Source organism: Novosphingobium sp. 63-713 (assembly GCF_001898925.1).
Taxonomy (GTDB): Bacteria; Pseudomonadota; Alphaproteobacteria; order Sphingomonadales; family Sphingomonadaceae; genus Novosphingobium.
In genome coordinates, this window is record NZ_MKVS01000019.1 from 255,378 (window position 1) to 273,194 (window position 17,817).

19 protein-coding genes are annotated in these 17,817 nt (G+C 65.4%); 14 read left to right on the forward strand and 5 right to left on the reverse strand.

Annotated features, from left to right (window positions below):
• Window positions 1-4 precede the first annotated feature (4 nt).
• The 10 genes from BGP00_RS09390 to BGP00_RS09435 all read left to right on the forward strand — a co-directional run bounded on the left by BGP00_RS09390 (window position 5) and on the right by BGP00_RS09435 (window position 9,690).
• On the forward strand, window positions 5-292 hold the full coding sequence (locus tag BGP00_RS09390; RefSeq protein WP_168601850.1) for a CnrY/NccY family anti-sigma factor: 288 nt from the start codon (window positions 5-7) through the stop codon (window positions 290-292).
• A 1-nt stretch (window position 293) separates the two neighbouring features.
• The gene (locus BGP00_RS09395) at window positions 294-737 is read left to right on the forward strand and encodes a periplasmic heavy metal sensor (RefSeq protein WP_168601849.1); all 444 of its coding nucleotides are present in this window, start codon (window positions 294-296) and stop codon (window positions 735-737) included.
• On the forward strand, window positions 734-1,330 hold the full coding sequence (locus BGP00_RS09400; protein ID WP_292690611.1) for an RNA polymerase sigma factor: 597 nt from the start codon (window positions 734-736) through the stop codon (window positions 1,328-1,330). Before BGP00_RS09395 ends, BGP00_RS09400 begins: the two co-directional genes overlap by 4 nt.
• 101 nt (window positions 1,331-1,431) lie before the next feature.
• Window positions 1,432-2,607: a TolC family protein gene (locus tag BGP00_RS09405; RefSeq protein WP_292690613.1), complete on the forward strand. Its 1,176-nt coding sequence runs from the start codon at window positions 1,432-1,434 to the stop codon at window positions 2,605-2,607.
• Window positions 2,607-3,764: an efflux RND transporter periplasmic adaptor subunit gene (locus BGP00_RS09410; protein ID WP_292690614.1), complete on the forward strand. Its 1,158-nt coding sequence runs from the start codon at window positions 2,607-2,609 to the stop codon at window positions 3,762-3,764. The genes BGP00_RS09405 and BGP00_RS09410 overlap by 1 nt, the downstream gene beginning before the upstream one ends.
• Entirely contained in the window at window positions 3,761-6,961 is a 3,201-nt protein-coding gene (locus tag BGP00_RS09415; RefSeq protein WP_292690615.1) for a CusA/CzcA family heavy metal efflux RND transporter, read from the forward strand. Before BGP00_RS09410 ends, BGP00_RS09415 begins: the two co-directional genes overlap by 4 nt.
• A 227-nt stretch (window positions 6,962-7,188) precedes the next feature.
• Window positions 7,189-7,950: a DUF4198 domain-containing protein gene (locus BGP00_RS09420; protein ID WP_292690617.1), complete on the forward strand. Its 762-nt coding sequence runs from the start codon at window positions 7,189-7,191 to the stop codon at window positions 7,948-7,950.
• A 25-nt stretch (window positions 7,951-7,975) separates the two neighbouring features.
• The gene (locus tag BGP00_RS09425) at window positions 7,976-8,362 is read left to right on the forward strand and encodes a hypothetical protein (RefSeq protein ID WP_292690618.1); all 387 of its coding nucleotides are present in this window, start codon (window positions 7,976-7,978) and stop codon (window positions 8,360-8,362) included.
• Between the two features lie 12 nt (window positions 8,363-8,374).
• On the forward strand, window positions 8,375-9,091 hold the full coding sequence (locus BGP00_RS09430) for a HupE/UreJ family protein (protein WP_292690620.1): 717 nt from the start codon (window positions 8,375-8,377) through the stop codon (window positions 9,089-9,091).
• Window positions 9,091-9,690 (forward strand): hypothetical protein, encoded by a 600-nt coding sequence (locus tag BGP00_RS09435; protein WP_292690622.1) that lies wholly within the window; start codon window positions 9,091-9,093, stop codon window positions 9,688-9,690. Before BGP00_RS09430 ends, BGP00_RS09435 begins: the two co-directional genes overlap by 1 nt.
• A 54-nt stretch (window positions 9,691-9,744) precedes the next feature.
• Here the strand turns inward: BGP00_RS09435 and BGP00_RS09440 are convergent, their stop codons facing one another.
• Together BGP00_RS09440 and phhA are read right to left on the reverse strand one after the other, a co-directional pair.
• On the reverse strand, window positions 9,745-10,029 hold the full coding sequence (locus BGP00_RS09440; RefSeq protein ID WP_292690623.1) for a 4a-hydroxytetrahydrobiopterin dehydratase: 285 nt from the start codon (window positions 10,027-10,029) through the stop codon (window positions 9,745-9,747).
• Window positions 10,026-10,907: a phenylalanine 4-monooxygenase gene (gene phhA, locus BGP00_RS09445; protein WP_292690625.1), complete on the reverse strand. Its 882-nt coding sequence runs from the start codon at window positions 10,905-10,907 to the stop codon at window positions 10,026-10,028. Before phhA ends, BGP00_RS09440 begins: the two co-directional genes overlap by 4 nt.
• A 79-nt stretch (window positions 10,908-10,986) precedes the next feature.
• On the opposite strand from phhA, the gene BGP00_RS09450 reads away from it, so the two are divergent.
• Together BGP00_RS09450 and BGP00_RS09455 are read left to right on the forward strand one after the other, a co-directional pair.
• Window positions 10,987-11,475 carry an Lrp/AsnC family transcriptional regulator gene (locus BGP00_RS09450; RefSeq protein ID WP_292690628.1) on the forward strand — a complete coding sequence of 163 codons (489 nt, stop codon included), beginning with the start codon at window positions 10,987-10,989 and terminating at the stop codon, window positions 11,473-11,475.
• Window positions 11,468-12,793, forward strand: a complete 1,326-nt coding sequence (locus BGP00_RS09455) for an MATE family efflux transporter (RefSeq protein ID WP_292690630.1) — start codon at window positions 11,468-11,470, stop codon at window positions 12,791-12,793. The genes BGP00_RS09450 and BGP00_RS09455 overlap by 8 nt, the downstream gene beginning before the upstream one ends.
• Window positions 12,794-12,800: 7 nt before the next feature.
• Here BGP00_RS09455 and BGP00_RS09460 read toward each other — a convergent pair whose 3' ends face one another.
• Window positions 12,801-12,947, reverse strand: coding sequence for a hypothetical protein (locus BGP00_RS09460; protein ID WP_168601839.1), 147 nt, complete (start codon window positions 12,945-12,947; stop codon window positions 12,801-12,803).
• A gap of 103 nt (window positions 12,948-13,050) precedes the next feature.
• On the opposite strand from BGP00_RS09460, the gene BGP00_RS09465 reads away from it, so the two are divergent.
• Together BGP00_RS09465 and BGP00_RS09470 are read left to right on the forward strand one after the other, a co-directional pair.
• Window positions 13,051-13,953 (forward strand): LysR substrate-binding domain-containing protein, encoded by a 903-nt coding sequence (locus BGP00_RS09465; RefSeq protein WP_292690632.1) that lies wholly within the window; start codon window positions 13,051-13,053, stop codon window positions 13,951-13,953.
• Between the two features lie 32 nt (window positions 13,954-13,985).
• The gene (locus tag BGP00_RS09470) at window positions 13,986-15,221 is read left to right on the forward strand and encodes a VOC family protein (protein WP_292690634.1); all 1,236 of its coding nucleotides are present in this window, start codon (window positions 13,986-13,988) and stop codon (window positions 15,219-15,221) included.
• On the opposite strand, the gene BGP00_RS09475 is transcribed toward BGP00_RS09470, so the two are convergent.
• A complete protein-coding gene (locus BGP00_RS09475; RefSeq protein ID WP_292690636.1) occupies window positions 15,218-16,417 on the reverse strand; it encodes a hydrolase in 1,200 nt (399 codons plus the stop codon). The two genes, BGP00_RS09470 and BGP00_RS09475, sit on opposite strands and share 4 nt — an antisense overlap.
• Window positions 16,414-17,817, reverse strand: coding sequence for a succinylglutamate-semialdehyde dehydrogenase (gene astD, locus BGP00_RS09480; RefSeq protein WP_292690638.1), 1,404 nt, complete (start codon window positions 17,815-17,817; stop codon window positions 16,414-16,416). The genes BGP00_RS09475 and astD overlap by 4 nt, the downstream gene beginning before the upstream one ends.

Sequence of the window (17,817 nt, forward strand, 5' to 3'; positions counted from 1 at the left end):
ATGGGTGGCACAGATTGACGATTGGCTGGCCCGCGCGGCCGGCAATATCCCCGGCGACGGGCTGGAGGCGACCTTTGCGGCGCTGGAGCAAAGGCTGGGCGACGAGCCGACGCCCATGGCCATGGCGGGCCGCCGCGATGCGCGGCGGGCGATGCTCTGTGCCTGTTTTGCCGCCATCGCGGGATTTTGGGCGATCGGCGGCGCCGACCAAATCGCGCAGGCCAAGACCCAGCCGACATGGATCGCGGCCCCTTCGCAATCTTCCCCCTACAGCCTGCTGATCGGTCATTGAGATGATTTCATCCTCCAGCCGCCTGATGCTCTCCACCGTTGCCGGGGCGCTGATCGGGGTGGTCGTGGCAACAGCGCTGGCCATGGCGTGGGATGCGGCCGGGCATCGCGATTCCGATCTGCACCAGCGGCTGCACCACGCCGTGCCGCTCGACGCTCAGGAACAGGTCACGCTGGACGCCAAGGAAAAGGCCTTTGCCGAAAGGCGGGCGGCCATTGAAGGCGATCTGCAAATGGCCAATGGTCGCCTTGCCGACGCGATTGCCCGCACGCCCAGTTGGTCGCCGCAGGTGGAGGCGGCCACGCGCGATGTCGAAAAGGCTGCCGCCGATCTGCAACGCGCCACGTTGGTCCATGTGTTTGAAATGCGCGCCGGGTTAAAGCCCGAGCATCGCGCCGCCTATGATGCGGTCCTGATCGAAGCGCTGCGGCGCGGCCCCCGGTGAATTCGGCCGATGCCGATTGCGTGTTGGCCTTGCGGGCGGTGGAGGGGGACCGGCGCGCCTATACCATTCTGATGACGCGCCATGGCGGATCGCTGGCGCAGGCGGCGCGCGCTTTTGGCATGCCCGAAACCGATGTCGATGATGTGGTGCAGGAAAGTTTTATCGCGGCATGGCGCAATCTGGCGCAATATGATCCGGCGCGGCCCTTTCGCGGTTGGCTGTTTCGCATTGCGATCAACAAGATGCGCGATATGCGCCGCCGCCGCCGGGTGCGCGCCTTTCTGTTCGGCGCGCAAAGGCTGGATGAGCGCCCCGACATGGCCGACGATGCGCCCGATCAGGAACGCCTTGCCATGGCCGCCAGTGAGCTTGCCCATATCCGCGCCCGGCTGGGCAGCCTTGAAGGCGGCCTTGGCGAGGCGCTGGTGCTGACCGCGATTGTCGGCATGAGCCAGCCCGAGGCCGCTCTGGCGCTGGGCATCAGCGTCAAGAGCATCGAGGGGCGGGTGGCGAGGGCGCGGATGAAGCTGGCCGGGCTACTCGATCAGGAAAAAATGCAGCAGGCCGAGGGGAAGGCAGCGCGCGGCGCGTAGATCCCCGTGAGAGCCGATAAAACCGGCTTTTGTGGGGAGTTTTCGTCATTTCGTCATCACGCCTTGCCGCTTGCGCGCTTCTGTCGCTGCTGACCGTTCCGATGGCGGCGCGCGCGGAGATGGCGCCGCCCTATCGCGAATTGCTGCGCCGCTCGGTGGAGCGGGCGCCGGTCCTGCTCGAACAGGACGCCAATTTGCGCGCGGCGCGTTCCGATGCCCGTCAGGCCCGCGCATGGGCCAACCCCGCCGTGGGCGTGGAATTTGAAAATATCGGCGGCAGTTCAGTCAACAACAGCCCCAGCACGCCGCAAACCACCCTTGCCATCACCCAGCCGCTGGAACTGGCCCAGCGGGGGCCGCGCATCGCCGCCAGTGATGCCGAATTGCGTGCGGCCCAGGCGCGCGGGGCGCAGGTGCAGGTCGATTATGCCGCCCAGCTCGCCATCGCCTATGCGCAGGCCGAGGCGATGCAGCAGCGCCTGCAACTGGCGCAGGAGGATGTGGCGCGGGCGCAGGAGGATTTGAGGGCCGCGCAGGCTCTGGTGGTCGCGGGCAAGGAGGCAAGGCTGCGCGCCGCGCAGGCGCAGGCCAGCCTGTCGGGAGCCATTGCCGCCCGCGCCGCCGCCGATGCCAGCCTGAGCGGCGCGCTGGCCGATCTTTCCGTGCTGGCCGGGGTGGAGCAAAGCTACAGCGGCGTTCCGGCCTCTTTGCTGGACGACAGGCGCGCGCCGATGGGGCCGGGCGAGGGCGTCTCCCCCGCACTGGCCACCGCACAGGCCGAACGCGATGCCGTGGCCGCGCAGGTCCGGGTCGAGCGCAGCAAGGCGATCCCCGACATCGGCCTGACCGGCGGGTTGCGCCGTTTTGGCGGCAGCCGCGAGACGGGTTTCGTGCTGGGCGTGACCACCACGATCCCGATCTTCAACCAGAACCGCGGCGGTATCGCCGCCGCACAGGCCCGCACCGAGGCCGCAGAGCAGCGCCTCGCCGCCGCCCGACTGGCCAGCGAAGCCTTGCGGGGCAAGGCGCTGGCACAGGTCGCCGCGTCGTCGGCCCGGCTCAAGGCCGCCGCCGAAAGCGAGGAGGCCGCCGCCGAGGCCTACCGCCTTGCCCGGATCGGCTATGAATCGGGCAAGACCGCGCTGCTTGACCTGCTCACCCTGCGCCGCGCCTTGGGCGATGCCCGTGCGCTGACGATTGATGCCCGCCTTGCCCGCATCGGTGCGCTGGCCACGCTGGCCCGCGTCGATGGCCGCCTTGCTTTCGGAGATTTGTGATGGATGCCCCCCGCCAGCAAAACTGGCCGATGATCGGCGGGATTGCCGCCGCCGCCGCTCTGGCCAGTTTCGGCATCGCCCGCTGGACCGCGCCCGCCGCGCCTGCGCCGGTGGAGGCCAAACCCGCCGCCAAAGCCGGGCCGGTCGAACTGACCTTGCCCGATGCCTATCTGCAGACGGCTAATATCGTCATCGGCAAGGTTGAGGCCGGCGGCGCGGGCGGCGAGATCCTCGCCCCTGCCCATGTTGCCGCCAGTCCGCAGGGCGAGGCCATTGTGGTGGCGCGCGCCTCGGGCGCGATCGCGCGGATAACCAAACGGCTGGGCGACAGCGTGCGGGCCGGAGAAACATTGGCGCTGGTCGAGAGCCTCGATGCCGCCGGATTTTCCGCCGACCGCAGCGTGGCCGCATCCAAGGCTGAACAGGCGCGCCGCGTCTATGAGCGTGAATTGAGTCTGTTCAAACAGGGCGTTACCCCACGTCAGGATATGGAGGCCGCGCAATCGGCACTGGCCGTGGCGCAGGCCGAGGCGCGCCGCGCCGTCGCCGTGGCCCGCGCCGCCCATGTCAGCGGGCCGGGCGGAACCGTGGCCATCGTCAGCCCCATTGCGGGCCGGATCACCGCGCAGGATGCAACGCTTGGCGCCTATGTCGAGCCGCAGGCCGAATTGTTCCGTGTCGCCGCCGATGGCGCGATGCAGGTCGAGGCCTCTGTGGGCGCGCAGGACGCGCGCCGCATCGCGCCGGGCGATCCGGTCAGCATCGTGCTGACTTCGGGCGCGACGGTGGCGGGCAAGGTCCGCTCGATCACCCCGACCCTCAATGGCGCCAGTCAGGCCGCAACCGTAGTGATCACGCCCGATGCAGGTTCCTCGCTGCTGATCGGGCAGGGGCTTCAGGTCCGTATTCGCGCCAGCGCGGGGGGCGGCAAATCCAGCCTTTCCGTGCCGGAGGAGGCGGTGCAGGTGCTCGATGGCCGCGATGTGGTGTTTGTCCGCACCAAGAGCGGTTTCCGCGCCCAGCCGGTGCTGGTGGGCGCGCGCAGCGGGGGCATGGCGCAGATCCTGTCGGGCATCGAGGCCGGGGCGGCGATTGCCACGCGCAACGCCTTTTTGCTGAAGGCCGAGGCCACCAAGGGCGCCGGGGAAGAGGAATGATGCCGCGCATCCTTGCCGCATCGGTCCATGGGCGATGGCTGGTGCTGTTTATCACGGCGGTGGTGGCCGCCATCGGTGCGTGGCAGCTCAACCTTCTGCCCATCGACGTCACGCCTGACATCACCAACAAGCAGGTGCAGATCAACACGATCATCGAGACGCTTTCCCCGGTCGAGGTGGAAAAGCGCGTGACCTTTCCCATCGAGACGGCGCTGTCCGGCCTTGATGGCGTGGAAAGCACACGCTCCTTTTCGCGCAACGGGTTCAGCCAGGTCACGGTGATCTTCAAGGAAAGCGCCGACCTCTATTTCATGCGCCAGCAGGTGCGCGAAAGGCTGGATCAGGCCCGCGCTAGCCTGCCCACAGGAGCGCAGCCGCAGATGGGGCCGGTTTCCACCGGTCTGGGCGAGATTTTCCACTACAGCGTTGAATTTGAACATCCCGATGGCAAGGGCGCTCCCCGCGCTGACGGCAAGCCGGGATGGCAAAGCGATGGCAGTTTCCTGACCGATCAGGGCGAGCGCCTGACCGACCGCGTGGCGCAACTGGCCTATCTGCGCACGGTGCAGGACTGGATCGTGCGGCCGCAATTGCGCACCGTTCCCGGCGTGGCCGATGTGGATTCGCTGGGCGGTTATGTGAAGGAATATCTGGTCGAGCCGGATCCGGCCAAGACAGCGGCCTTTGGCCTGTCCTATGACGATTTGGCGCAGGCGCTGGAAAAGGCCAATGTCTCGGTGGGCGCCAATTATATCCAGCGTTCGGGCGAGGCCTATCTGGTACGGGCCGATGCGCGGGTCCATTCGATTGACGAGATCGCCCGCGCCGTTGTCGCCACGCGCGGCGGGGTGCCGATCACCGTGGGGCAGGTGGCCCGCGTGGAAATCGGCGGCGAATTGCGGCGCGGCGCGGCCAGTCGCGATGGGCATGAGACGGTGATCGGATCGGCGCTGATGCTGGTGGGCGCGAACAGCCGGACCGTGGCAGGCGCGGTGGGCGCCAAATTGCAGGAGATCGCGCGGACTTTGCCCCCCGGCATCCGCATTGTGCCCACGCTGGATCGTTCGCAACTGGTGCTGGCCACGATCACCACGGTGGCCAAAAATCTGGCCGAAGGGGCTGGGCTCGTCATCATCATCCTCTTCGTCCTGCTGGGCAACTGGCGCGCGGCGCTGATCGCCACGCTGGTCATTCCGCTGTCCTTGCTGATCAGCGCGATTGGCATGAACGGGCTGCATATTTCGGGTAATCTGATGAGCTTGGGGGCGCTGGATTTCGGCCTCATCATCGACGGCGCGGTCATCATTGTCGAAAACAGCCTGCGCCGTCTGGGCGAGCGGCAGGCGCATGAAGGGCGCTTGCTCGGCCTGCACGAAAGGCTGGAGGAAGTCATTGCATCATCAAAGGAAATGGTGCGCCCCACGGTCTATGGCCAGATCGTGATCTTTCTCGTCTTCCTGCCCTGCCTGACGTTTCAGGGGGTGGAGGGCAAGATGTTCTCGCCCATGGTCCTTACGCTGATGCTGGCGTTGGCCTCGGCCTTTGTGCTCTCGCTTACCTTTGTGCCGGCGCTGATCGCGGTGATGTTCACCGGTTCGGTCGAGGACAGGGAAGTGCGCGCAATTGTCGCGGCCAAGCATCGCTATGAGCCTTGGCTGAGGCGGGCGGTGGCGCGGCCGGGACCGTTCATCGGCGCGGGGGCGGGCATTCTGCTGCTGGGCGTGGTGACGTTCATGTTTGTCGGGCGCGAATTCATGCCCACACTGGACGAGCAGAACCTCAACCTGTCCTCGGTGCGCATTCCTTCGACCACGATTGAGAAATCGGTCGAGATGGACCTGCCCATCGAGCGCGCTTTGCTGACCCTGCCGGAGGTGAAGACGGTCTATTCCAAGGCGGGCACGGCCAGTCTGGCTGCCGATCCGATGCCGCCCAATGCTTCGGACAATTATGTGATCCTGAAGCCCAAGAGCGAATGGCCCGAAGGCGTGACCACCAAGGATCAGGTGATCGCCCGCATCCGCAAGAAAATGGAGGCGATGGTCGGCAATGCCTATGACGCGACCCAGCCCATCGAGATGCGTTTCAACGAATTGATCGGCGGCGTGCGCAGCGATGTCGCGGTCAAGCTCTATGGCGACGATCTGGACGTCATGGCGCGCAATGCCAAGGAGATCGCGGCGGTTTTGAAAAAAGTGCCAGGCGCGGTGGACGTGCGCGTGGCGCAGACCGGCGGTTTCCCGACCTTTGACATCGCCTTCGACCGGGCGGCGATTGCGCGTTACGGCCTGACGATGGAGGGCGTGGCCAATACCGTCTCGGCGGCGCTGGGCGGGCGCAGCGCGGGGCAGATTTTTGAAGGCGACCGGCGTTTCGATATCGTCGTCCGTCTTCCTGCGGATCAGCGCGACAATCTCGATCTGCTGGGCGCGCTGCCGATCCCGCTGGCTTCGGGGGGCGCTTCGGTGCCTTTGCGCGAACTGGCGCAATTCCGCTTTACCGAGGGGCTGAACGAGGTCAGCCGCGACAATGGCAAGCGCCGCATCTATGTCGAGGCCAATGTTTCAGGCCGCGATCTGGGCGGTTTTGTCGATGAGGCGCAGCAGCGGATCGGCGAAAAGATCCACCTGGCGCCGGGCGAATATATCGAATGGGGCGGCCAGTTCCAGAACCTTCAGGCCGCAACGCAGCGCCTGATGGTGATCGTACCTTTGTGCTTCATCCTGATCGCGGCGGCGCTTTACATGGCCATCGGCAGCATCACGCTGACCGCCACGGTTTTGACGGCGGTGCCCATGGCGCTGGCGGGCGGGGTGTTTGCGATTGCCCTGCGTGGGATACCGTTTTCGATCTCGGCCTCGGTGGGTTTCATTGCCGTGTCGGGCGTGGCGGTTCTCAACGGTCTGGTGCTGATTTCCGCTATCCGCAAGCGGATGGCCGAGGGGCAGGACAGCGATGCCGCCGTGATCGCGGGCGCAATGGAGCGGGTGCGCCCGGTGCTGATGACGGCGCTGGTGGCCAGCCTTGGTTTCGTGCCGATGGCGATTGCCACGGGCACCGGGGCCGAGGTGCAAAAGCCGCTGGCCACGGTGGTGGTGGGCGGATTGCTGACCGCGACGGTGCTGACGCTTTTTGTGCTGCCCGCGCTGTGCGGCTGGTTGCTGCGGCGTGGGAAAAATGCGCCGGAAAGGGGTTGAAACAGCATGATGCCGGGCCGTCCGCAACCTCGCTTTCATCCCATTTTCGCAGGCCGGATTCGGGGCAGTTTGGCATCGGCTATATATGCCGCGCCGCATGGCAAATTTGTGACCGCATTCCGTGGCGCGCGCAAATTCGGCAGCCGGCCCGCAAAACTGTCCATAAGCTGTCCATACCAACGGGCGAAATCGGCCCGAAACTGCCGCAAAACGGGGAGTTCGTGACAATGATTACCTCTCGCAAAATGCCGGGTCGCAAGCTCCTGTTCGGGGTGGGGCTGATGGTGGGATTGACCGCGCTGGCCCCGGTGGCCGATGCCCATGGCATCTGGTTTGCGCAACGCGCGCGGCAACTGGCGCTGGTCTATGGGGTGGGGGCCGATGATCTGGATGCGGTCAAGCGTCTGCCGCTGATCAATGCGGTCAAGGGGTTTGATGCGCAGGGTCTGCCGGTCAAGGTTTCCTTGCGCACTGCGGGCATTGTGCCGGTGGTGGATAGCGACGAACCCGTCGCCATCGTGGCCGCCGCCATGGACTATGGCCTGTGGACCAAGACGCCCGATGGCGAATGGCACAACAAGGGCCGCGACGAAGTGCCCAATGCCACGCTGGCCGAGCATAATTGGAAATATGCCGTCCATCTGACGCAGATGCCGACCAAGCCCGTGCCGCTGATCGAGGGGCATACGTTGCAGCTCGTCCCCGCGACCACCACCATCCCGCAGAAGATGGGCGAACCTTTCACCGTGCGGGCCATGTATAAGGGCAAGCCGATAGAGGGCGCGACGATCATGTCCGATTACGTCAACGATCCCGATGAGGCGGGCGTCAAGACCGGCCCCGACGGCACGGCCACGATACGCTTACGCAATCAGGGTATCAATGTGATCATGGCGATCTATGTCGGCCCGGCCGATGATGCGAAGAAGGCCGATCACAGCGAATATCGCTCCTCGCTCTCTTTCGTCCTGCCCCACGCGCCGGAATAATCCCTTTCAGTCAGGAGTTTTCATCATGACGAAGACATTCTTTGCCGCTGCTTTTGCTCTTGCCGCCCTTCCCGGTATCGCCATCCCCGGCATCGCCATCGCCCATGGCAGCATGAAGCCCCAGCATGGCGGACAGGTGCAGATGCAGGGCGAAACGCTGGTCGAGCTGGTTTCCACGCCCAAGGGCGTCGACGTTTACCTGACCGAGGAGGATGAGCCGGTGATGGCGGCCAATTACACCGCCAAACTGACCCAGACCGCAGGCACCGCCAAGACCGAGGCCAAGCTGGTTCCGGCAGGCGCCAACAAGCTGAGCGCCGCAGGTTTCAAGCCCGCGAAAGGCGCCAAGCTGGTCGTCGCCCTGGTCGACAAATCGGGGGCCAAGATTTTCGCCAGTTTTCAGGCGAATTAAAGGCGGGGCATCATGAAAAGCGTGATCCATTCCTCACCGGTGAGACGGGTCACGCTCCCGCTCACCGGGCTGATGCTGGCCGCCCTGGCTTCGTCCGCGATGGCCCATGGCGTCAACGAGAATGACAAGGCGTTTATCGAAGGGGCCTCGGGCGTCAACATCATTCCTTACATGTATCTGGGCGCCAAACATATGGTGACCGGCTACGATCACCTGTTGTTTCTGGCCGGGGTGATCTTCTTTCTCTATCGGCTGAAGGATGTGGCGGCCTATGTCACGCTGTTTGCGCTGGGGCACAGCACGACGCTGCTGCTGGGCGTGATGCTGGATATTCGCGCCAATCCGTTCCTGATCGATGCGATCATCGGATTGTCGGTGGTGTACAAGGCCATCGACAATCTCGACGGTTTCCGCACATGGTTCGGCTTTGCCCCCAATCCCAAGGCGGCGGTGCTGATCTTCGGCTTCTTCCACGGCTTTGGCCTGGCTACGAAACTTCAGGAGCTGACTCTGGCGCGCGACGGTATGTTCGCCAATCTGGTCAGTTTCAATATCGGGGTGGAAATGGGCCAGTTCATGGCGCTGACCGTCATCCTGCTGCTGATGAACCTCTGGCGCTTGAGCGACAGTTTCCGGCGCAGCGCCATTCTCGCCAATGCCGCGCTGATGACGGCAGGCTTTGTTCTGATCGGTTACCAGTTGACCGGCTATTTCTCAAAAGGGGCCTGATGATGACGACGATGATCGAACCTGCCGCCATCCGCCCTTCGCCCTCGGGCCTTGCCAAGGCTACGCTGGGCGCGGGCATCGCGGCGGCGGCCATTCTTACGCTGTTCGTGCTGCCCGCCGAATATAATATCGATCCGACCGGGGCGGGGGCGGCGCTGGGGCTGAAGGGCATGGTGGCCGGCGCTCCGGAAAAGCCCGCAGCTGCGCCTGCCGATGCGGCGGTATCGGCCACGCCCACCCGCCAGACCATCGAGCGAGCCACCCCATGGCGACAGGATGAAATGACCATCACCTTGCCCCCGCACAGCGGGCAAGAAATCAAGGCCCATATGGCCAAAGGCGACAGTTTCGTCTTTCGCTGGACCGCAACCGGCGGCCCGGTAAAGGCCGAAATGCATGGTGAGGTCGAACATGCCGCCGAAGGGCAGTTCACCGATTACTGGAAGGAACTGGCCAGCACCGGCGGGCAGGGCGATTTCACCGCCCCCTTTGAAGGCCGCCATGGCTGGTATTTCCGCAACAAGGGCGAGGTTCCGGTCAAGATCACGGTCAGGACCGAGGGCTTTTACAAGGACCTGTTCCAGCCCCACGGCGAGTGACGGCGATATGGCGTGCGTCCGGATGCCCCCTGCGCCGGGCGCGCGCCTTGCCGTTCAGATCACGCCGTTGATCCACCCGGCCAGATCCACATCGCGGCGGGAAACCCCGCCCGCATCATGCGTGGTCAGCCAGATGTCGAGCCGGTTATAAACATTGGTCCATTCGGGATGGTGGTCGCGCTTTTCCGCCTCAACCCCGATCCGCACCATCAGCGCAAGAGCCTGCGGGAAATCCTTGAGAATGATGCGGCGGTGGATCGCCTTGCGCGCCCCATCATAGGCCCAGCCCGGCAGATCTGTCAGGGCGTCAAGAATGGCTTGCTCGGTCATCATCATCATGCGTTGTGCTTTCCGGCTGAAAGGGCTTTGGCATGGGCATAGGCCTGCGTGCCGCGATGGTCGACCCGGTCGCTGTCCAGAACATCGGCCGCGCCAATATCATTCGCCCCCTGCAAGGCGCGGTAGAGCGGGGCGAAATCACTTTCGACCGTCTGGCGCAACAGGTCCTCGAAACTGTCGATCACGAAATAGGTCTGCTGGAAATCATCGATGCGGTAAAGCGTGCGCATCACGCGCCGCAGGTCGAACGCAATCCGGTTGGGCGAGGGATCATCGAGAGCGAAGATCGACTCGCTGAAAGAAGAAACAATGCCCGCGCCATAGATCTGCAGCCCGTCGGCCCCGCGCAGCAGCCCGAATTCCACCGTATACCAATAGAGCCGCGCCAACCTCTCAATCGCGCCGAGTTCTCCGGCCCTTTGCCCGCCCCGGCCATAGGCCTCCATGTAATCGGCAAAGACGGGGTTGGCGAGCAGGGGGACATGGCCAAAGACATCGTGGAAAATATCGGGTTCTTCCAGATAGTCGATCTGTTCGGGCGTGCGGATAAAGCGCCCGGCCACGAAACGCCGATTGGCCAGATGGTCGAAAAATACCGCATCGGGCACCAGCCCCGGCACCGCGACCACCTGCCATCCGGTTGCATCCATCAACCGGGCGTTGAGTTCGGCAAAATCGGGAATGCCCGGCTTCGACAGGCGCAGAATGTCCAGCCCCTCGAGAAAGGCCGGCGCCACCCGCCCCGGCAGCAGCCGCGTCTGGCGCTCAAACAGGTGGTCCCACATGGCATGTTCGTCCGCGCTGTACCTTTCCCAATCCTGCGGAATGGTCCAGTCCGGGGCGGCCTCCGGGGGCCTGACGGTGGTATAATGCGTCATGGTGAGACTATCTCACGATCCTGGCTTGATTGTGTTTCAAAATCCCGGCATTTTACCAAGATTATGAAACAGAAATCCTATGGAGCGATTATTCGTGAAACAGGAATATCGCCTTGATCCCATCGACCTGCGAATCGTCAACGCGCTGCAACAGGATGGCGCGCTCAGCCATGCCGAACTGGGCGAGCGTGTCGGCACCTCGGCGGCCTCATGCTGGCGCCGGATCAAGGCGCTGGAGGCGGCAGGCATCCTGACCGCGACGGTACGGCTGGTCGATCCGCATAAGATCGGCCGCGGGGTCAATGTGTTCTGCAACATCCGCGTGCGCCATCATGCGCAGGAAGGGCGCAGGCCCTTTGAGGAATTCGTGCGCGCCCGGCCCGAAGTGGTCGAATGCTTCTCCATGTCGGGCGAGTGGGATTATCTGCTGCGCATTGTCGTGGCCGATGTGGCCGATTACGAGAGTTTTCTGATGCATACCTTGCTCGAACATCCCGCCGTGGGGGCGGCATCCTCGCATTTCGCGCTCTCGATGACCAAATATACGACGGCGCTGCCCCTTGGCTGACGGGATGGACATCACCAGACGCGCCATTTTCGCGCAGGCCTGGCCGATCATTCTGGGGCAGGCGCTGGTCCCGCTGGTCAGCGTGGTCGATGTCGCGGTCATCGGTCGGCTCAGCGACGGGCGCAATCTGGGCGGGGTAGCGCTGGGCGCGACGATCCTCAACCTTGTTTTCTGGAGCTTCGGCTTTCTGCGCATGGGCGTGACCGGCATCACCGCGCAGGCAAAAGGGGCGAGGGACGATGAGGAGGTCTGCGCCACCATTCTGCGTTCTCTGGCGCTCGGGCTCGGGCTGGGGGCGATGCTGTTGGTGCTTTCGCCGGTGATCGTGCCGGTCGGTCTGAGGTTGATGTCCGCCCCGGCAGGCGTGGGCGATGCGGCGCATGATTTTCTGACCATGCGGTTTTGGGGCGCCCCGGCGGCGCTGGGTTTCTATGCGATCAATGGCTGGCTGCTGGGCCTCGGCCGGACGCGACTGGCGCTGGGCGTGCAGGCGGTGATGAACGGGGTAAACATCGGCCTCGATCTGCTCTTTGTCGGCGCGCTGGGCATGGGCGCGCGGGGCGTGGGGCTGGGCACGACGCTGGCCGAGTGGAGCGCCTTGGCGGGCGGCATCGTGGCCATCGCCCTCGTGCTGGGGCCGGACTGGCGCGGGCAATTGCGGGCGATCGGGCGAGCGCGGCTGCTTGATATGGCGGCGGTGCGGCGGCTGGTCGTGGTCAATGCCGATATTATGGTGCGCACGCTGGCCCTGCTGGCGATCTTTACATGGTTCACCCGATCGGCAGCCGCGCTGGGGCCGGTGCCGCTGGCGGCCAATCATGTGCTGATGCAGATGGTCAGCATCAGCGCCTTCGTCCTCGACGGTTTCGCCTTTACCGCCGAGGCGCGGGTGGGAGCGGCCATCGGGGCGCGTTCGCGCGCCACGCTGCTGCGCGCGATCCGCCTGACGGGCGAGTTTTCGCTGGGCGGAGGGCTGTTGTTTTCGCTCGCCATTCTTCTGGTGGGCGGCGATGCCATCGCCTTCCTCACCCATGATGCTTCGATCCGGGCGCTGGCCAATGCCATGCTGCCCTATTGCGCGGCGGTTCCTCTGGTGGGCGTGGCCAGTTGGCTGCTGGACGGCATTTTTATCGGCGCGATTGCCGGGGCGACCTTGCGCAATGCGGCGGTGGTCGCCCTTGGCCTCTATCTGCTCACCGATTTTGCCCTGAAGCCGCTGGGTGATGCGGGGATATGGCTCGCGCTTCTGGCCAGTTATGCCTATCGGGCGCTGGCGCTTGGTCTGGCAGTGCCCGCGCTGCTGCTGCGCAGCCTATAAGTCTGATCTATGGGCGCGGGCTGTCCCATGGGCTGGCATAGGCGATGCGGACATGGACGGAGGACACGCGCAGCATAGCCAGCCACAGGCTCTGCAAAGGGAGCAAGGAGAAGGAATTTCCCCGGTCTGAGCAGGGGAGGGATGCAGGTTGCATGGGCGTGTGTCCTTGGAGAATGTGATGCCGATGTGCCATTCGTGGCGCTTTCAGGCCAACCAAATGATCGACAGACATCATTAGCTGTGCTTATGATGCGCCCATGCGCAAGATCCCCCCTCTCGCCGCCGTCCGCGTGTTTGAAGCGGCCGCGCGCCATGAGAATTTCACCGCCGCCGCGCGCGAACTGGGCATGACGCAGGCCGCCGTCAGCCACCAGATCCGCCTGATCGAAACCTATCTGGGCCAACAGGTGTTTCGGCGCGAGCGCCAGCGCGTGGTCCTGACCGATGCGGCGCGGCGCGTCGCCTCGCGGATCGGCAAGGGGCTGGACATGATCGAGGCCGGTTTTGCCGAAATGCGCGTCGATGATGACAGCACGCTGACGATTTCCACCACGCCCACCTTTGCCAATGCGTGGCTGGCATGGCGGATCGGGCGGTTTCAGATGCGCTATCCCGATATGGCCGTCCGCCTGCTGATGCAGGAAGGGCTGGCCGATCTGTCGGGCGACGGGGTGGACGTGGCGGTGCGGCTGGGGCACGGCTCTTGGCCTGATCTTGCCGCGCACCGCCTGATCGAACAGGACTTTACGCCCATGTGCAGCCCCGGCTTTCTGGCCGATCAGGGCGGCCATATCCGCCCCGAGGATCTGCTCCGCCTGCCGCTGATCAGCCCGCATGATCCGTCATGGACCTGCTGGCTTCAGCAGGCCGGGCTGATGCAGGTGGGCGAACCCGCCCTGCAGGGCGTCCGCATGGATTCGCAGGCGAATGAGGGCCATGCCGCGATGGCCGGACAGGGCGTGGCCATGCTGACCCCATTTTTCTGGCATCAGGACATGTCGGACCGCCGGTTGGTGAAACTTTTTCCGCAGGTGTCCAGTCTGGGCGCGGCCTATTGGCTCGTTTATCCCGAGCATCGCCGCCGAACGCCCAAAATCCGCCGGTTCCGAGAATGGCTGCTGGCCGAGATCGGGGTGGGTGCCAAGCCTGTGCAAGCCTGATATAGAGGCCGGGAAAAGGGAGAGAAACCCATATGACCACCGGCTTTGTCGATGCCAGCGCCATTCGCGACCGCTTCTGCGCGGCGCTTTCCGCCATGTATCGCGCCGAGGTCCCGCTCTATGGCGATCTTTTGGCTATCGTGGCGCAGGTCAATGCGCAGGCAGGCGCGGCGGCGCCCGCGCGGGTGGAAATCGAAAGGCATGGCGCGATCCGCGTCGGCACCACCGCCGAATTGGCGATGATGGGGCGGGCCTTTGCCGTCATGGGCATGGAGCCGGTGGGCTATTACGATCTGGCCGCCGCCGGGGTGCCGGTGCATTCGACCGCCTTTCGCCCGGTTGCCGAGGATGCGCTGGAGCGCAATCCGTTCCGCGTGTTCTGCTCGCTGCTGCGGCTTGAACTGATCGCCGACCCCGCATTGCGGGAGGAGGCAGCGGCCCTGCTGGCGGCGCGGCAGATCTTCCGCCCCGAAACACTGGCGCTGATTGCGCGTCATGAAGAACAGGGCGGCTTGGATGAGGCTCAGGCCGACGCCTTTGTCATGGGCCTGCTCGAAACCTTCCGCTGGCATGAGGATACGCTGGTTGATCGCGCCACCTATGACCGGCTGGTGGCCAGCCATCGTCTGGTGGCCGATGTGGTGGCTTTTCGCGGGCCGCATATCAACCATCTGACCCCGCGCACGCTGGATATTGACGCCGCGCAGGCCGCTATGCTGGCGCGAGGGCTGGACATCAAGGATGTGATTGAGGGGCCGCCGCCGCGCGCCATCCCCATACTCCTGCGCCAGACCAGTTTCAAAGCGCTGACCGAAAGCGTGCGCTTTGCCGGGGCCGAGGGCGCGCCTGGCCGCCATACCGCGCGCTTTGGCGAGATCGAGCAACGCGGCGCGGCGCTCACCCCCAAGGGCCGCGCGCTCTATGACCGTTTGCTGGCGCAGGCGCAGGACGGGCCCGCAGACATGCCTTATGAGCAAAGGCTGGCACGGGCTTTTGCGGATTTTCCCGATGATATGGAAGCCTTGGTCGATCAGGCATTGATCTATGCCCGCCGCGTGGCGGCTCCTGATGGCTCGGTGACGCTGGAGCCGCTGACTTATGAGGATTTCCTGCCGGTTAGCGCGGCGGGCATATTCCAATCCAATCTGGGCGCGCAGCAGCATGAGGCCTATGGCGAGCAGGGCGCGCAGGCGGCCTTCGAGGCGGCGCTGGGGCGGCCGGTGCTCGATCCTTTCGCGCTCTATGCCGCCATGGCGGACCGGCCCTAGAGGCCACCACGGGAAAGGCGGCACAGCACAAGCGCGCTCAGGGCGGCCCGCTCGGCCAGACTCTCGACAATCAGATATTCCTCCGCCGAATGGATCGCCCCTCCGCGCACGCCCATCGTGTCCACCACGGGCACCCCGCAGGCAGCGATATTGTTGCCATCGCAGACCCCGCCGCTGTCCTTCCACCCGATCTCCTGCCCCAGCAGCAGACCGCAGGCGCGCACCAGTTCGAGCAGGTTTTGCCCCCGTGCATCAATGGGCTTGGGCGGACGGGCAAAGGCGCCATGGCGGTGGATATGCAGATCATGCGCGGCGGCCACCTGCGCGATGATGCGGTCGAGCGCTTCGGCGGCCAGAGCCTGATCTTGCTGCGTTTGCGGACGGATATTGACGCCCAGCACGGCGTGATCGGGCACGACATTGTTCGGCCCGCCGCCCTCGATCCGCGCGCAATTGACCGACAGGCCCGGCCGCCCCAGCGCCGTCAACCGCAGCGCCAGATCGGCCGCCGCCACCACGGCATTGCGCCCATCCTGCGGATTGCGTCCGGCATGGGCGCTGCGTCCGGCTACGATGATCGAAAAATTCCCGCTGCCCGGCCGCGCACCGGCCAAAGTGCCATCGGGCAGGGCGGAGGGCTCGTAGGTCAAGGCCGCCAGCTTGCCCACCGCCGCCCGCGTCAGCAGCGGTGCCGATCCGGGTGAGCCGACCTCCTCATCGCTGTTGAACACGACCTGATAGCCCAGCCTGTCGCGTTCGGGCGAGGTTTCAAAGGCATGTAAGGCGGCGATCATTACGGCCAGCCCCCCCTTCATATCCGCCACGCCAGGCCCGTTGAGCACGTCAGGCGAGAGCCACCGGCAGGTCTGAAACGGATGATCCGCATCGAACACCGTGTCCATATGGCCGGTCAGCAGGATCTGGACCGGGGCCTGCGGACGCACGGTCAGCAGCAGGTTGCGGCCATGCGCCACCTCGCGTTCATGCCCATGCGCGTCGATCCTTGTGACGGGCGCGGGGTCGAGCAAGGCGATCTGTCCGGGCAAAGGTGCGCAGGCATCGGCCAACTCGCCCGCCATCGCGGCAAGGCCCGCCAGATTGCCGCTGCCGCTGTTGATCGCCGCCCAGCGCAGGACCTGATCGAGCATGGGGGCAGCCATGGCCTGTTCAACAACGGCCCGTTCGGTCGGCGTCATGGCGTCATGCCCGGAATGGGCAGGCCCTCGATGCGCGGCGCCTCGAAACTGGCGGCGGGAAAGGCGCAATAGTCGGCGGCATAGGCGGCGCTGGGGCGATGATTGCCCGATTCCCCCAATCCGCCAAAGGGCGTGGCCGAGGCCGCCCCGGTGGTCGGGCGGTTCCAATTGACCACGCCTGCGCGGATTTCGGCGCTGAACCGGTCCCATAGCGCCGGGTCCTGCGCGATCAGCCCGGCCGACAGGCCAAAGGCGGTGTTATTGGCCGCGGCCATGGCTGCGTCGAAATCCTCCACCCGGATGACCTGCAAAACGGGCGCAAATATCTCCTCATCCGGGGCGGCGATGCCGGTCACGTCCAGTACGGCGGCGCCCATGAAGGCCCCATTATCCCCGCGCGGCAAGGCCGGGGGCAGCAATATGCGCGCGCCTGCTGCGCTCAGAGCCTCCACCGCCCCCCGCGCCCGCTCCGCCGCCTGAGCCGAAATCAGGGGACCCATAAAACCCTCGCCCTCGTCCCACGCGCCCACGGGCAGCCTCGCCGCCTGTGCCAGCACGGCGTCGAGCATCCGGTCCCCCTCGGCCCCGATCGGCAGGATCAGGCGGCGCGCGCACGAACAGCGCTGGCCCGTGGTGATAAAGGCGGAATGGCTGACCAGCGAGGCGACCGCCTCGGGATCACCGTCCCATGCCACCAGCGGATTGTTGCCGCCCAGTTCCAGCGCCAGAATGACATGCGGCCGGTCGGCAAAGGCATGGCGGAAGGCGCGTCCCGCCTGCGCTGAACCGGTGAAGAGCAGGCCGTCAATGTCGCCTGCGATCAGTGCCGCGCCTGTCTCGCGCCTGCCCTGCACGATCTGGAACACGCCATCGGGCAGGCCCGCCTCCGCCCAGAGCGCGGCCATATGCGCGCCCACCGCCGGGGTTTCCTCCGATGGCTTGAACACCACCGCATTGCCCGCGATCAGCGCGGGCACGATATGGCCGTTGGGCAAATGGCCGGGGAAATTATACGGCCCCAGCACCGCCATCACCCCATGAGGCCTGTGGCGCAGGACGGACCGGCCAAAGGGCATCGCCTGTTCGCGCGTGCCAGCCCTTTCCGCCTGCGCGGCGATGGAGATTTCGACCTTGCCGATCATCGCGTTGACCTCGCCCCGGCTCTCCCACAATTGCTTGCCCGTCTCGCGCGAGATCAGGCGGGCGAAAGGTTCCAGCCCTTCCTTGAGCAGGGCGGCAAAGCGGCGGGCAATGGCCAGACGCTCCTCCAGCGGGACGCGCGCCCAGCGCGGCGCGGCGGCGCGGGCGCGCTCCAGCGCGGCGCGGCATTGCGCGGGGCCATCCACCGGGCCTTGCCAGACGATTTCGCCGCTGGCCGGATCGCGGGATTGCAGGGTCAT